This window comes from Mesorhizobium sp. WSM4809, assembly GCF_055811655.1.
In genome coordinates this window covers 121,467-135,165 of sequence record NZ_JBVVQW010000016.1, presented here as the reverse complement: position 1 = coordinate 135,165, position 13,699 = coordinate 121,467, and the positions used below count along the sequence as shown (strand labels likewise).

The 13,699-nt window shown below is 63.6% G+C and carries 14 protein-coding genes; 7 read left to right on the top strand and 7 right to left on the bottom strand.

Annotation, left to right across the window (positions count from 1 at the left end; genetic code table 11):
- Positions 1-92: 92 nt before the first annotated feature.
- The 3 genes from AC0L24_RS27920 to AC0L24_RS27910 form a co-directional block, all read right to left on the bottom strand.
- Positions 93-743 carry a dihydrofolate reductase family protein gene (locus tag AC0L24_RS27920; RefSeq protein WP_127809600.1) on the bottom strand — a complete coding sequence of 217 codons (651 nt, stop codon included), beginning with the start codon at positions 741-743 and terminating at the stop codon, positions 93-95.
- 108 nt (positions 744-851) lie between these two features.
- Positions 852-1,694, bottom strand: coding sequence for a protein-L-isoaspartate O-methyltransferase family protein (locus AC0L24_RS27915; protein WP_473564427.1), 843 nt, complete (start codon positions 1,692-1,694; stop codon positions 852-854).
- A gap of 81 nt (positions 1,695-1,775) precedes the next feature.
- Positions 1,776-3,140, bottom strand: a complete 1,365-nt coding sequence (locus AC0L24_RS27910) for an Nramp family divalent metal transporter (RefSeq protein WP_127809602.1) — start codon at positions 3,138-3,140, stop codon at positions 1,776-1,778.
- A 235-nt stretch (positions 3,141-3,375) separates the two neighbouring features.
- On the opposite strand from AC0L24_RS27910, the gene mntR reads away from it, so the two are divergent.
- Together mntR and AC0L24_RS27900 are read left to right on the top strand one after the other, a co-directional pair.
- On the top strand, positions 3,376-3,825 hold the full coding sequence (gene mntR / locus AC0L24_RS27905; RefSeq protein WP_127271216.1) for a manganese-binding transcriptional regulator MntR: 450 nt from the start codon (positions 3,376-3,378) through the stop codon (positions 3,823-3,825).
- A 90-nt stretch (positions 3,826-3,915) separates the two neighbouring features.
- Positions 3,916-4,104, top strand: coding sequence for a hypothetical protein (locus tag AC0L24_RS27900; protein ID WP_473564426.1), 189 nt, complete (start codon positions 3,916-3,918; stop codon positions 4,102-4,104).
- Between the two features lie 156 nt (positions 4,105-4,260).
- On the opposite strand, the gene AC0L24_RS27895 is transcribed toward AC0L24_RS27900, so the two are convergent.
- A complete protein-coding gene (locus AC0L24_RS27895; protein ID WP_473564425.1) occupies positions 4,261-6,330 on the bottom strand; it encodes a hypothetical protein in 2,070 nt (689 codons plus the stop codon).
- Positions 6,331-6,517: 187 nt separating this feature from the next.
- Here AC0L24_RS27895 and ypfJ point away from each other — a divergent pair, with 187 nt between their 5' ends.
- From ypfJ to AC0L24_RS27880, 3 genes are all read left to right on the top strand, one after another.
- Complete coding sequence (gene ypfJ, locus AC0L24_RS27890) at positions 6,518-7,420, top strand: KPN_02809 family neutral zinc metallopeptidase (RefSeq protein WP_127271204.1); 903 nt, start codon at positions 6,518-6,520, stop codon at positions 7,418-7,420.
- 156 nt (positions 7,421-7,576) lie between these two features.
- Positions 7,577-8,842, top strand: a complete 1,266-nt coding sequence (locus AC0L24_RS27885; RefSeq protein ID WP_127809605.1) for a TCR/Tet family MFS transporter — start codon at positions 7,577-7,579, stop codon at positions 8,840-8,842.
- Entirely contained in the window at positions 8,839-9,759 is a 921-nt protein-coding gene (locus AC0L24_RS27880; RefSeq protein WP_292700374.1) for an aldo/keto reductase, read from the top strand. The genes AC0L24_RS27885 and AC0L24_RS27880 overlap by 4 nt, the downstream gene beginning before the upstream one ends.
- Positions 9,760-10,013: 254 nt before the next feature.
- Here the strand turns inward: AC0L24_RS27880 and AC0L24_RS27875 are convergent, their stop codons facing one another.
- A complete protein-coding gene (locus AC0L24_RS27875; RefSeq protein ID WP_127809606.1) occupies positions 10,014-10,205 on the bottom strand; it encodes a hypothetical protein in 192 nt (63 codons plus the stop codon).
- A 42-nt stretch (positions 10,206-10,247) separates the two neighbouring features.
- Positions 10,248-11,465, bottom strand: coding sequence for a glutamine-hydrolyzing carbamoyl-phosphate synthase small subunit (carA, locus tag AC0L24_RS27870; RefSeq protein ID WP_127397904.1), 1,218 nt, complete (start codon positions 11,463-11,465; stop codon positions 10,248-10,250).
- A 276-nt stretch (positions 11,466-11,741) separates the two neighbouring features.
- On the opposite strand from carA, the gene AC0L24_RS27865 reads away from it, so the two are divergent.
- Positions 11,742-12,191 carry a GatB/YqeY domain-containing protein gene (locus AC0L24_RS27865; protein ID WP_013530126.1) on the top strand — a complete coding sequence of 150 codons (450 nt, stop codon included), beginning with the start codon at positions 11,742-11,744 and terminating at the stop codon, positions 12,189-12,191.
- Between the two features lie 133 nt (positions 12,192-12,324).
- Positions 12,325-12,639 carry a hypothetical protein gene (locus AC0L24_RS27860; protein ID WP_127396753.1) on the top strand — a complete coding sequence of 105 codons (315 nt, stop codon included), beginning with the start codon at positions 12,325-12,327 and terminating at the stop codon, positions 12,637-12,639.
- Here the strand turns inward: AC0L24_RS27860 and AC0L24_RS27855 are convergent.
- Positions 12,629-13,633: a LysR family transcriptional regulator gene (locus tag AC0L24_RS27855; protein WP_127809609.1), complete on the bottom strand. Its 1,005-nt coding sequence runs from the start codon at positions 13,631-13,633 to the stop codon at positions 12,629-12,631. The genes AC0L24_RS27860 and AC0L24_RS27855 overlap by 11 nt on opposite strands.
- Positions 13,634-13,699 lie beyond the last annotated feature (66 nt).

Below are 13,699 nucleotides of genomic sequence, written 5' to 3'. Positions count from 1 at the left end.
CCGCGAACCCATCATAAGGGGGAAAACTGTTACCTATGTATCCGGTTCAAACTGTTACCCATCTATCGGCTGGACACGCCAAGGCCGTCCTGCTACTTCCAGTTCCTGCGCCGTTCGAGCTCGGCCTCGGATGCTTCTCCTGTGACAAACGAGCCGACCTTGATCTCGCCTGATCGTTCGTAGGTCGCCATGATGACGCCTGTGCTGGTTGCCTGCGACTTGATGAGCTTGAAGGCGGCCGGCATCGCGCTGTCGCCGAACAACCGCTTGCCCTTGCCCAGCAACAGCGGGAAGATCATCAATCGGATTTCGTCGATCAGCCCGTTCGCGAGCAAGGTCTGGATCAGATCGCCAGATCCCTGGATGAGCAGGTCAGGTCCATCCTCCTGCTTGAGGCGGCGCAACGTCGCGACGATATCGGGTCCGAGCGCTTGCGTGTTCTGCCAGGTGAGGGTGTCAGGCCGATGCGTCGCCACATATTTGGTCGCGGGGTTGAAGGCATCCGCGATCGGATCCTTCTGATACGGCCAGTAGGCGGCGAAGATGTCGTAGGTTCTGCGGCCGAGCAGCAGGGCGAAAGGCTTGGAGAACAGTTCATCCATCGCCGCGCCCCCCGCCTCGTCAAAGTAATGGAAGGTCCAGCCGCCGAACTTGAAGCCGCCGACCGGATCCTCTTGCGGGCCGCCGGGCGCCTGCATGACGCCGTCGAGGCTGACGAATGTCGCAGAGATGATCTTTCTCATTCCAATGCTCCCGCTCTTCGGTCCACGCCGTCGTGGCCGGACTTCAGCCCAAGGACGGGCGACGAGCCACCGGTCCGACAGGACATATGAAATTTTGGCAAACCACCATCATTTGCGAGGCCCGGGATGGAGATCTTCCGACGAGAACCAGACATCGCCCGATATGGCGGTGGCGGTGTCGTCCGGCGCCTTGTCCTGGACCAGCCAGATCGAGCGGCTGCGCGCGGCCTGCTCGCGGGTCGGGATCCTCGACGCTGAGTCTGCGAGCGAGGCGCCGACGCAGGGAATGAACCACGATCGCATGAACGGATCGCAGGCGAAGCCTTTTTCGGTGCGGATCACCATCACCGCCAGCGGGACGCGCTCGGCCGGGCGCCAGGGGAAGATCATGCGGCCGCCGGGCCGCAGCGCCTTCAGCCACCCTGCTGGTGGCGCTGCGACGCCAGCATTGACGTAGATGATGTCGGATGGCGGCAGGGGCGTCGTCACCGCATCGCCATGGACGACCGTTGCATTGCCATGTGCTTCGAGATTTTTGCGCGCCAGATCGGCCAGCTTTTCGTCGAGTTCGAAGCCGGTGACGGTGCCGCTTGGTAAAACCAGCCTGGCCAGCACGGCGGTGTAGTAGCCGGTGCCGGCGCCGATATGAGTGACGGCCTCGCCAGGTTTAGCCGCAAGCTTTCCGATCCACATGGCATGCAGGAAGGGCTCGCCATTGTTGATGCCCTTGTCGTCGTCGAGCGTCACCAGCACGTTCTGGTAGACATGGGCCGGGTCGGCGCTCGGCGTCGTGACCTTGCCGTTGCCGGCGATGACCGTCCACGGACCGGGACCGAGAAACGCTTCGCGCGGCACCTCGGCGAAAGCCGCTTCCAGGCGTGGATCGGGCGAGCCGGCATGGGCGACCAGCAGCCGCGCGTAGAATTTCCTGATGTCTTCGATCCCGGCCATGCTGCGGGACAACATAGCGCGGATTGTCGATTTGTCGCGAGACTACCCTTTGCGCACGGTAGTTGATTTTCGAAGCGGAGCTTAGCCGATGCCGAAGATGGTGTCGTAGAGCAGCTTGAAGTTGAGCCCCAGGATCACCGCGGCGACTACCCAGGCAAGGGCGGCGACGCCGCGCGGAATGGCGAGATTGCCCATCTTCTTTTTGTCGGAGACGAACTGCACCAGCGGGACGACCGCGAAAGGCAACTGCATCGACAGGATCACCTGGCTGAACACCAGCAACTGGCCGGTGCCCTTTTCGCCATAGAGCGCGGTGACGACCACCACCGGGATGATGGCGAGGCCGCGCGTCAAGAGCCGGCGTGCCCAGTTGGGGATGCGCAGGCGCAGGAAACCCTCCATGACGATCTGGCCGGCAAGCGTTGCCGTCACCGTCGAGTTCAGGCCGGACGCCAGCAGCGCCACCGCGAACAGGATCGAGGCGATGCTCAAGCCAAGCAGCGGCGACAGCAGCTCGAATGCCTGGCCGATCTCGGCGACATCCTGGTGGCCGGTGTTGTGGAAGGCGACCGCCGACACGATCAGGATGGCGGCATTGACGAACAGCGCCAGCATCAGGGCGATGGTCGAGTCCGTCGTTGCCCATTTGATGGCGTCGCGCTTGCCTTTGTCGGTGCGCTCATAGGCACGGGTCTGCACGATAGAGGAGTGCAGATAGAGATTATGCGGCATGACGGTGGCGCCGATGATGCCGATGGCGATGTAGAGCATCTCCGGGTTGGTGACGATCTGCGACGACGGCACGAACATGGCATGCAGGATCGAGCCTGCCGGCGGGGCGGCGACAAAGATCTGGATGGCGAAGCAGCTGAAGATGATGATCAGCAGCGCGATGACGAAAGCTTCGAGATAGCGGAAGCCCTTGTTCATCAGCAGCAGCACGAGGAAGGCGTCGAGCGCCGTCAGCATGGCGCCGCTGATAAGCGGAATGCCGAACAGGAGTTGCAGCGCGATCGCGGTGCCGATGACTTCGGCCAGGTCGCAGGCGATGATGGCCAGTTCGCAGGCGATCCACAGCACGAAATTGACCGGACGGGGATAGTAGGCGCGGCAGGCCTGGGCGAGGTCGCGGCCGGTGGCGATGCCGAGCCGTGCCGCCAACGCCTGCAGCAGGATCGCCATCAGGTTGGACAGCATGATGATGAACAGCAGCGTGTAGCCGAACTGCGCGCCGCCGGCGAGATCGGTCGCCCAGTTGCCCGGATCCATATAGCCGACCGAGACCATGTAACCGGGACCCATGAAGGCGAACAGGCGGCGGAACCAGACCCCCGAACTCGGAACGGCGATGGAGGAATTGACTTCACGCAGGCTGGGCTGCTCGTCCTCGTCGGGCCTGGCGAACCGCCATGAGGAACGGGAGGCTGTGGCTTCGGCTTCGGACATGGGGGAGGGCTTTCCGGGAGACTGGGCGATGTTCCCTAAGCTATGCCATGGCTCAACATTATGCAATATGCTATATTTCATTGTCGTTGCTTTTCATCCGGCCGGCGGTCATCGGGTGGAAACGGCAATCGGAAGCGCTGGTTGCACCTGTGGCGCAATGCAAATAAACGGCCTGAAGAATCAGAGCCCGTGCTATGAAAGCATGGATGGCAAATAGTCCTGGGAGGAGCGCGTATTGGCGCTGAAGAACAGACCGGTCCCGCGCGAGCCGCTGCTTGACGCCGAAATTCATTCGGAGGGCTTCCGGCAGCAGCGCGAAGCGCGCCGCAGCGCGCTGGTCGAGGATTATGTCGAGCTGATCGCCGACCTGATCGAAGACGGCAACGAGGCGCGCCAGGTGGACATCGCCGCACGCCTGGGCGTCGCCCAGCCGACAGTGGCCAAGATGCTGACCAGGCTGTGCGCCGACGGCCTGGTGTCGAGAAAGCCCTATCGCGGCGTGTTCCTGACCGATGCCGGCCGCAAGGTCGCGGAGCAAAGCCGCATCCGCCATCAGACGGTGGAAGCCTTTTTGCGCTCGCTTGGTGTCAGCGCCGAGACGGCGCGCATCGACGCCGAAGGCATCGAGCACCATGTCAGCGCCGAGACGCTGGAAGCTTTCCGCAAGGCGATGACGGCGCGCTGAGCCGCCAGATTTCCGGCGCTGCCGGAACCGTCGCACGCCGGGCACGTTGCTCCCGACAGCGCGCGTTTTGTCGCGCGAACGGAGGAAGCGATGGGCATCGAACAAGCACCGACCGCAAAGGGCAAGCAGGCGGCCGCGGGACTGAAACAGGCGGCGGCGAGGGACGAGCGCAAGACCGAGGCGGAAACCGGCCGTCCGCTTAAAAAGGGCGCGGCGCGTTTCGAGGAACGGTCGAAGGGCTCTGACGGCAAGAGCGCCGGCGCCAAACAGGAAGATTAGGCGTCTGACGTGATTGGCTGCAGGCCAAGGCCGCTGTTGGACGTGGTTTACGTCCTTTCTTGCGGCAGTGTCTATCGCCCTCCGCTATGGCTGCGGGCGTTCGAGCCTTTTGAAAGGTCCAGTGGACCTTTCAATTTGCCTGCGGCAAACCGTCCCTCACTCCCTGACATCCTGCACCCAGCTGCGCGGGTGGCCGTCGACGCGGAACTGGAAGATGAAATAGGGCGGGATGCAGGTGCCTTTGCCGGCTTTTGCCTGCACCAGATCGTCATAGCCTGCGGTGCAGATATAGTCCTCGCGGCAGGGATGCGCCTTGTCGCAGGCGCGCAGGCCGGCGGTCTTGGTGAATTCCTTCGTGCAGAATTTGTGGTCCTTGCCCGACGCGATGCAGTCGTTGAAGCCGGTCTTGGCCAGACGTCCGCACGTCGCCTCGCCGGGAAGCTTGTCGCAGCTCGCCTTGCGCAGCATGCCACCGGGAAAGCCGCCGGTCTTCTGCTGCGGATTGTCGTAGCGCTGGCGCGCCGCGCCATAGCCGGCGAGCTTGACCGGCGGCTTCTTGTCCCGCGCCGGGTCGATGGCGCAGGCCTTGGCGGTGGCCGGGGAGAGGCGGCAATACTGGTCGTTGCCCCAGGTCGACATCTTGATCTCGCCGAACTCGACCGGGTCGCCGACGGCCGTGCCGGCCTCGCTGACGCAGGTGCCGAAGCCCGGATGGATGGCGCTTTCATGGACGCCAGCGCAGCGCAGGCCGGTGCCGCAGGTCCAGTCCTTGAAACTTGGGTCCTCGCCGCGATAGCAGATCGAGCCCCAGCCATTGTAGAGGTCGGTGCCTTTCAGCGCCTCGGCATATCTGGCGTCCGGACGGGCGGCGAAGCCGCGCGTAAAGTCCGGGTGACTGCCGGCGGCGAACTGCTCGACGATGGCGCGGCGGCGCGGCAGGTCGGCGAAGAACACAGCCGAGCCCGGCACGAAGACGGCGTTGCGGCGCGGCTCGCTGGCCGGATCGGCGCCGGTGTAATGAAAGCCGGCAATGCCATGCGTCTGATGGCAACCGGTGCAGCTCATCTCGTTGAGCCGCAATTTGAAGCCGGCCGCCGACTTGATGGTGGCGAGCGTATTGCCCCTGGCGACGTAGTCCTTCAGCGCCTTGTCGATGTCGGCGTCGTCGACCAGCCCGTAGACGATGTTGTTCTGCGACCGGCTGAGGCCGCCGGGTGCGACGGAGACGGCGCTCCTGGCCAGGAATTTTTCATCGATGACCAGCCGGCCATGGTCGAGGTCGTAGATGTTGCGGTCGGTGAGCAGCCATTTGGCGAAAGACGGCTTGTCGGCCAGCACGGTGGCGCGGTCGATCTGGTTTTCCATCTTCGCTTCATAGAAGCTGGACGTCGCCGGATCCCATTTGAAGATCTTCAGGAGGTATTCGGCATGACCGCCGAAATCGCGCCGCGTCGAGGCAGACAGGCGCAGCACCTGCATGTTGAGTTCGAGTCGCATGATCTGCGACGACTTGAGCATGGCGCCCGACAGCGGCCCCTCGTCGTAGCGCAGCCAGGCGGCAAGCTGGTCGGGTGGCAGGTCTTTCTTTCCGGCTGCCAGCCAGCGCTGGGCAACATCGGCGCAGGACACGTCGGTGGCGCTTGGCAGGTCCTTGGAGGCGCGGGCCTGCGCCTGCCTGGGTTTGGCGTTGAACACCAGGCTCATGGTCAACGGCAGCCGCGAGGAAATGCGCTGGCCCGCCTTTCCCTTCACCGGCTTTTCAGCGATCGAATAGTGGAAGCGGTAGATCAGCCGGATCTCGCCGCATTCGGTGTGGCCGAGATAGCCGCGGTCCATGCGGTTGACAACGCCGGTGAGGTCCAGCGTCGAGCCGTCGTCGTCGATGTATTTTGGATTGAATTTCTGGCTGGTGTCCTTCGATCTGGCCATGTCGGCGACATAGGGGTCCGGACTGGTCTTCGGCTCGTCGGCGATCTGCTGCTTGACTGTGTCGCGCACTGTCGCCAAAGCCGGTACCGAGAACAGACCGCGATTGTCGACCTCGCGGGTCAGGCCGAGCGCTGGCCCCAGCAGGCGGCTGATCGACAGTCCGCCGCGTTCCAATGCCTGCAAGGTGGCGGGGTCGGTGACGGCAACGCTGGAATCGAGCGTCACCGCGCCGGCTACCGGCGTGCCGAGGCAAAACAACGCCGCAATCAGCGACAGGAACGAACCGATCGTCTTCAAGCCCAATACATCCCCCATCCACGAGCAATGCTACAGGCCTTGCGCACTCTCGGCCAGAGCGGTGAGGCCGTCATGCCAGAACCGCCGCGGTCTGGAAAAATGCTGTGACTTGGAGCAACCATTGAGATAGTTGTTTGTTGGGTTGAGCCCCGCAACAACGGGGAAGTTTGCAGCGCGAGGAGTTGCCATGCTCTGGAGAGGTCGTCGTCAGAGTGACAATATCGAGGACGACCGCAGCGGCGGTGGCGGGCTCGGCGGCGGCGGTGGCCAGTTCCGCATTCCGATCGGCGGCCGCACCGGTGGCGGCGGCAGCATCTTCCTCGTCATCCTGGTGGTGCTGGCCGGATGGTATTTCGGCTTCGATCCGTCGACGATCCTGGGTGGCGGCGGCGGACTGGCGCCGGGCGGCGGCGGCCAGATTACCGAGGACAGCGGCTCTGCTACGCCGGCCAATGATGAGATGAAGCAGTTCGTGGCGACCGTGCTGGCCGAGACCGAGGACACGTGGACCGGCATCTTCAAATCGCAGGGGCTGACATATGAGGACCCGAAGCTGGTGCTGTTCAGCGGCCAGATCCGTTCGGCCTGCGGCTCGGCATCGTCGGCCGCCGGGCCGTTCTATTGTCCGGGCGACCACAAGGTCTATCTCGATACAACTTTCTTCCAGCAACTTGACCAGCAGTTCGGCGCCTCTGGCGACTTCGCCCAAGCCTATGTGATCGCGCACGAGGTAGGCCACCATGTGCAGAACTTGACGGGCATTATGTCCAAGTTCAACCAGATGCGGCAAGGCATGGACCAGGCGGAGGCCAACCAGATGTCGGTGCGCATCGAGCTGCAAGCCGACTGCTTCGCCGGGGTGTGGGCGCATTTCACCGGGCAGAAGGGCATCTTGGAGCAGGGCGATTTCGAAGAGGCGCTCAATGCTGCCCAAAAGATCGGCGACGACACGCTGCAGAAGAAGACGCAGGGCTATGTCGTACCGGAAAGCTTCAACCACGGCACCTCGCAGCAGCGGCAGACCTGGCTGGCGCGTGGTTACAAGAGCGGCAAGCTGTCGGATTGCAACACGCTGAGTGGGCCGATCTGACCAGACCGTTTTCAAGCTTCACCTGCCGGCGATGTTGTCGTCAGGGGGTGTCAGGATGACCAGATTCGGCCTGTTCCCGCATTGTTCCTTGCCGCGAGCTCGCCTATAAGCTGCGTCCGCCTGCGCCTGAGGGCGAGCAGAGGAGCTTGACCCAGCATGATCGACCCCAAAACCGCCAGACGGGGCCTTGCGCTCGTCTTCACCACGCTGCTGCTCGACATTATCGGCTTCGGCATGATCATGCCGGTGCTGCCGGCCTATCTCAGGGAATTGACCGGGGTCAGCATCAGCGGCGCGGCGATCGAAGGCGGCTGGCTGTTCTTCGTCTATGCGGCGATGCAGTTCGTCTTCGCGCCGATCATGGGCGGCTTGAGCGACCGGTTCGGGCGGCGGCCGATCCTGCTCGCCTCGGTGCTGACCTTCTCCATCGACAATCTGATCTGCGCGGTCGCCTGGTCCTACCCGATGCTGTTCATCGGGCGTGTGCTGGCCGGCATTTCAGGCGCAAGCTATTCGACGACTTCAGCCTTCATCGCGGATATCTCGAACGATGAGAACCGGGCAAAGAATTTCGGCCTGCTCGGTATCGCGTTTGGCGTCGGCTTCGTCATCGGGCCGGTTCTGGGCGGGCTGCTCGGCACGTTCGGGCCGCGCGTGCCATTCTATTTCGCCGCCGGGCTCGCCTTCGTGAATTTCCTCATTGCGTTGTTTTTCCTCCCGGAAACGCTCGATGACAAGCATCGCCGCCGCTTCGAGTGGAAACGCGCCAACCCGGTCGGCACGCTGCTGCAGATGCGCCAATATCAAGGCATCGGCTGGATCGGGCTTGTCTTCTTCCTGATGACGCTCGGGCACATGATGTATCCGGCGGTCTGGTCGTTCGTCTCCAGCTACCGCTATGGCTGGAGCGAGCAGCAGATCGGCTTCTCGCTCGGCGCCTTCGGCCTGTGCGGTGCGATCGTCATGGCGACGGTGCTGCCGCGCGTGATCCCGAGGCTTGGCGAGTGGAAGACGGCGGTCATCGGCCTGACATTCACGGCAGCCAGCGCCTTCGGCTACGCCTTCGCGTCGCAAGGCTGGATGATCTATGCGGTGATCGTCGTCGGCTGTCTGGAGGCGCTGGCCGATCCGCCGCTGAGGAGCCTCGCCGCCGCCAAGGTGCCGCCTTCGGCGCAGGGCGAGTTGCAGGGCGCGATGACCTCGATCTTCTCGATCACCTCGATCATCACGCCGCTGCTCTATACGGCGATCTTTTCCTGGTTCACCGGGCCAAGCGCGCCGGTGACCTTCGGCGGTGCGCCCTATCTGGTCGGCGCATGTTTTCTGACGCTGGCGGTCATCGTCTTCGTCACCAAGGTGGCGAGGCCCGCGGCGCGCGCAAATGTCTCCGCCGGCGTCGCCGAAGATGGAGCGCAGGTGTGAGCCATGACAGCCGCATTGCGCTGACTCGGGACGGACTGTCGCTGTCGCGGTTGGTCTTCGGCGCCTCGCGTCTGCTCGACAGCGCCGCCCGCCCGGATGCCGATCAGGTCGCACGGCTGATCGGCACCGCCGTCGATCTCGGACTGACCAGCTTTGATCATGCCGACATCTATGGGCACTATGAGGTTGAAGCGGCCTTCGGCGCCGGGCTGGCGCGCTGGAAAGGCAAGCGCGACAGCATCGAACTGATCTCGAAATGCGACATCATGAAGAAATCGCCAAACCGGCCGGACAACCGGCTGAAGCACTACGATACCAGCGCCACTCATATCGCGGCCTCGGTCGACCGCTCGCTCGCCAATCTCGGCACCGACTATCTCGACCTGTTGCTGCTGCATCGGCCGGACCCGTTGATGGATGCCGATGAGACGGCGACGGCACTGGCCGGCCTGGTCAAAGCCGGTAAGGTGAGGGCGGTCGGCGTCTCCAATTTCACGCCGTCGCAGCTCGATCTGCTGGCCTCGCGAATGCCGTTCGCGCTCGCCACCAACCAGATCGAGATGTCGGTGCTGAAGACATCAGCGCTGACCGACGGCAGCCTCGACCACGCGCAGCGCCTTGCCTATGCGCCGATGATCTGGTCGCCGCTCGGGGGCGGCTCGCTGTTCACCGGCAAGGAGGGGCGCGAGGCGCGGGTGCGGGCAGCGCTTGCCGAGGTGGCAGCGGAAATCGGTGCCGGCGATCTTGCCGCAGTCGCCATCGCCTGGCTGCTGCGCCATCCGGCCCGGTTGGTGCCGGTGCTGGGTTCGATGAAGCCGGAAAGGCTGGCGGCCATGATCAGGGCGCTGGACATCGTGCTCGACCGCCAGCAATGGTTCGCCGTCCTGGAAGCCAGTGAAGGCCGGCCGGTGGCGTGAGGGCGAGGCGCTTGTGCCGCTTGGAGGTCTGCCAGCGGCACTATCGATCATTCGCTTTGGCGGACTGTTGTTGTTCCATGGATATTTGCCGAGGCCCTCAACGTCGTCATCCTCGGGTCTGCGCTGCGTCGCTACGCTCCTTGCTCCGCCCATGGATGACGACGGGAGGCAGGTCTCAGCCAAATGTCGAAGTCACGCGATTTGCCTTCGAATGATCAGAGCTTCCTCGTCGAGGATTTAGTGCTCAATTCATTTCACTCGGAATGCGGAATATTGATCTGCGCCAATTCGGCGTATGTGAGCCGGCCCCGCAAAATATCCATGGTCACGTCAGCGGGCAGTGCCTTTTCGATTTTCAGCTGAGCCTTGCGTTCGTCGTAGATCGCCACATCCGCGGCGTCTTCAAGGCCTTCTTCAGCGGCATGCAGGTTCGTATTTTTGCGCATGTCTTTGCCCCCAAAACTGCGCCGCGCCGTCGCGGCGATCCGCTAAGCCCGTTCGGCCAGCAATTCCTCGCCGCGCTTCTCGCGGATTAGATTGACGAAGCGACGGAACAGATAGTGCGAATCCTGCGGGCCGGGCGAAGCCTCCGGGTGATGCTGGACCGAGAACACCGGCCGGCCGGTCAGCGTGATGCCGCAGTTCGAACCGTCGAACAGCGAGACGTGGGTTTCCTCGACGCCCGATGGCAGCGAGTCGGCATCGACGGCAAAGCCGTGGTTCATCGAGACGATCTCGACCTTGCCGGTGGTGTGATCCTTGACCGGATGGTTGGCGCCGTGATGGCCCTGGTGCATCTTGGCGGTCTTGCCGCCCAGCGCCAGTGCCAGCATCTGGTGGCCGAGGCAGATGCCGAACACGGGGATGTCGGTCTTCAACAGATCCCGGATGACCGGCACGGCATAATCACCGGTGGCTTCCGGGTCGCCGGGGCCGTTGGAGAGAAAAATGCCGTCCGGCTGCATGGCAAGGATTTCTTCGGCGCCGGTCTTGGCCGGCACCACCGTGACCTTGGCGCCGAGGCCGGCGAGCAGGCGCAATATGTTACGTTTGACGCCATAATCGATGGCGACGACATGCATTGTCGGTTCGGTCTGTTCGCCAAAGCCTTCGTTCCACACCCAGGGCGTCTCGCGCCAGACCGAGGACTGGCCCGAGGTGACATCCTTGGCGAGGTCGAGGCCGATCAGGCCCGACCATGCGGCGGCGCACCGCTTCAGATCGTCGAGATCGAACACGCCGTCGGGCGCGTGCGCGATCACGGCGTTGGGCATGCCCTTTTCGCGGATCAGCGCGGTCAGAGCGCGCGTGTCGATGCCCGACAGGGCGACGATGCCGCGCTTCTTCAGCCATTGGTCGAGACCGGTGCCGGCGCGATAGTTGGAAGGGTTGGTGACATCGGCCTTGAACACGGCGCCGACGGCACCGGCGCGGGCGGCGGGATTGAGGTCCTCGATGTCCTCGTCATTGGTGCCGATGTTGCCGATATGCGGGAAGGTGAAGGTGACGATCTGGCCGGCATAGGAAGGGTCTGTGAGGATTTCCTGGTAGCCGGTCAGCGCCGTGTTGAAGCAGACTTCGGCGACGGCGGAGCCGGTGGCGCCGAGGCCGCGACCTTCGATGACGGTGCCGTCGGCCAGCACCAGAAGGGCGGTCGGCTTTTCAGTGGCCCAGGCGGGCGTCGAGGCGGCGGTCATCTCGGCCATGCGGCACTCCTATCAGGCCGCGCGCTGCAACCGGCCCGGCGGGCCATCTGCGCGGCAAACGGCGCGAAGCGGCGATTTCGCGGCTCCCACGCAGTCAAATTTCCGTTCATGCAAGGCCCAGTACATAGGGGAAGGGGGCAGGGCGGTCAATGATCATGCGAAATGCCGCCATGTTTTATTTCGCCTAGCAAAATCAGTGGCTTGCCCCGGCACATCAGGATTTGCCTTGGCTCGCCCCCGGCGCTATTGTCCGCGCCGATCGAAGGAGAATGCACCATGCGCGGAAAAATCGCCGAATCCCTGAAGAGCGCGATGAAGGCGCAGGACAAGCACCGGCTGCCGACATTGCGGCTGATCCAGGCCGCCATTCACGACCGCGACATCGCTAATCGCGGTTCGGGCAAGGAGCCGGCCAGCGACGAGGAGATCCTGCAGATCCTGGCCAAGATGGTGAAGCAGCGCGAGGAATCGGCCAAAGCCTTCGACGACGGCAAGCGGCCCGAACTCGCCGCGCAGGAGCGCGGCGAGATGGAGATCATCCGCACCTTCCTGCCGACGCAGTTGGACGATGCGGCGGTGACGGCTGCGGCGCGCGAGGCGATCGCCGCGACCGGTGCGGCCAGCCAGAAGGACATGGGCAAGGTGATTGCCGCACTGAAGCAGAAATATGCCGGCCAGATGGATTTCGGCAAGGCGAGCGGCATCGTCAAGGGCCTGCTGCAGTAGGGTGCTGCTCATCTCGTCGCTTGGGTGGCCGACCGGGCGCTCCCGGAACCCAGATCCGTCCAGAATCGAAGTCCAGGAGTTGGAACTCGGATACCGCTGAGATGTTTATCCGTCATGCAACTGGAGAGATGTCATGACTGAGAACGAAACCCGCTATGAAACCGGTGCGACGAAATATCCGGCAAAGACCGATGCCGACGCTTCCGATGAATTCTCCCAGGATGCGGCCGCCAACAAGAAGCCCGTCGGCGGCATCGGGCTCACCCGCCGGATGGGCGAAGTGGAAGACCGAACCCGCCAGTCGGAGGGACAAAACCCGCCAAGGCAAGTCACGCCGAGCGCCGCAACCGAAAAGACGTCCGGCGCCGGCCCCGCTATCGCGGAGCGTTCAAAGGACGCCAAGGCTCCGAAGAGCGGCCGCCAGCCTGGAGCGTATGTCAAGAAGTGATCGCTGGACGGGACCCGAGAGGTCCTGGCGTTGCCACTTGCGCCTTTCGCGACTGGTTGGTGGGTGTCTGTCCGGCGGGCCCCGTCGGCTCCAATGCACGGCGCAATGCCGGCGCTTCCTGCTGGATATGATCCCACAGACGGTTGGCGATCGGCCCATGCGGCCGGTCGCGGCGCCGCGCCACCACCAGTTCGTCGGTGCGGCCCGGCAGGTGGCGGCCGGCAATGGATTGCAGGCGCCCGTCATACAGTTCTTCCTCGATCAGGAAGCGGGGCAGGTGGCCCCAGCCAAGGCCCTGCAGGATTATCTCCTTCTTCATGCCCTGGTCGGCGACGAGGCATTGCGGCGCGCCTTCGATCAGCGAATAGTTTTGTTGTGGCGAATGGCGGGCGCTGTCGCGCATGACGCATTGGGTGAGTGCCTGCATCTGATCCAGAGTGATCGGCTGCTCGATACGCCCGGGCAGAAAGCCCGGCGCCACCACGGGAATGAAGGACACCTTGCACAGATCGACCCATTCCACCCGCGCATCGCCCTTGTCGACCCAGTGCAGGATCAGATCGGCTTCGTCATCGAATAGACGCTCCCATGGGCCGCCCACCGCTTCAAAATGCAGATGCAGGCGCGTGCCGGGGCACTGTGCGAAGAACCGCCCGAGCATGCCCAGCACATGCGGGCGCGGGCACAGGTCGCCTATCACCACGTGGATCTCGCTTTCCTCACCCATCGCCAACTGGGCGGCATGGACGCGCAAACCGTCCAACTCGCGCAGCAGCGATAGCGCTCGGCGGTGGAACGAAAGCCCGGCCTCGGTCGGACGCACGCGATAGCCGCTGCGGTCCAAAAGGATGAGGCCGAGCTGTCGTTCCAGCTTGGCGACGGCGGCGAACACCGCCGGGTGCGAGCGATACAGCATGGCCGCCGCAGGTTGAAAACCGCCGGTGCGGACCACTGCATCGAAGCATTGCAGGTCGTGCAGAGTGAATTCGGCCATATCAGTTTTTATTACAGAGATTGTCCTATCTTTGTAATATCAACAAAATCGCCCCACGGCTAGGCT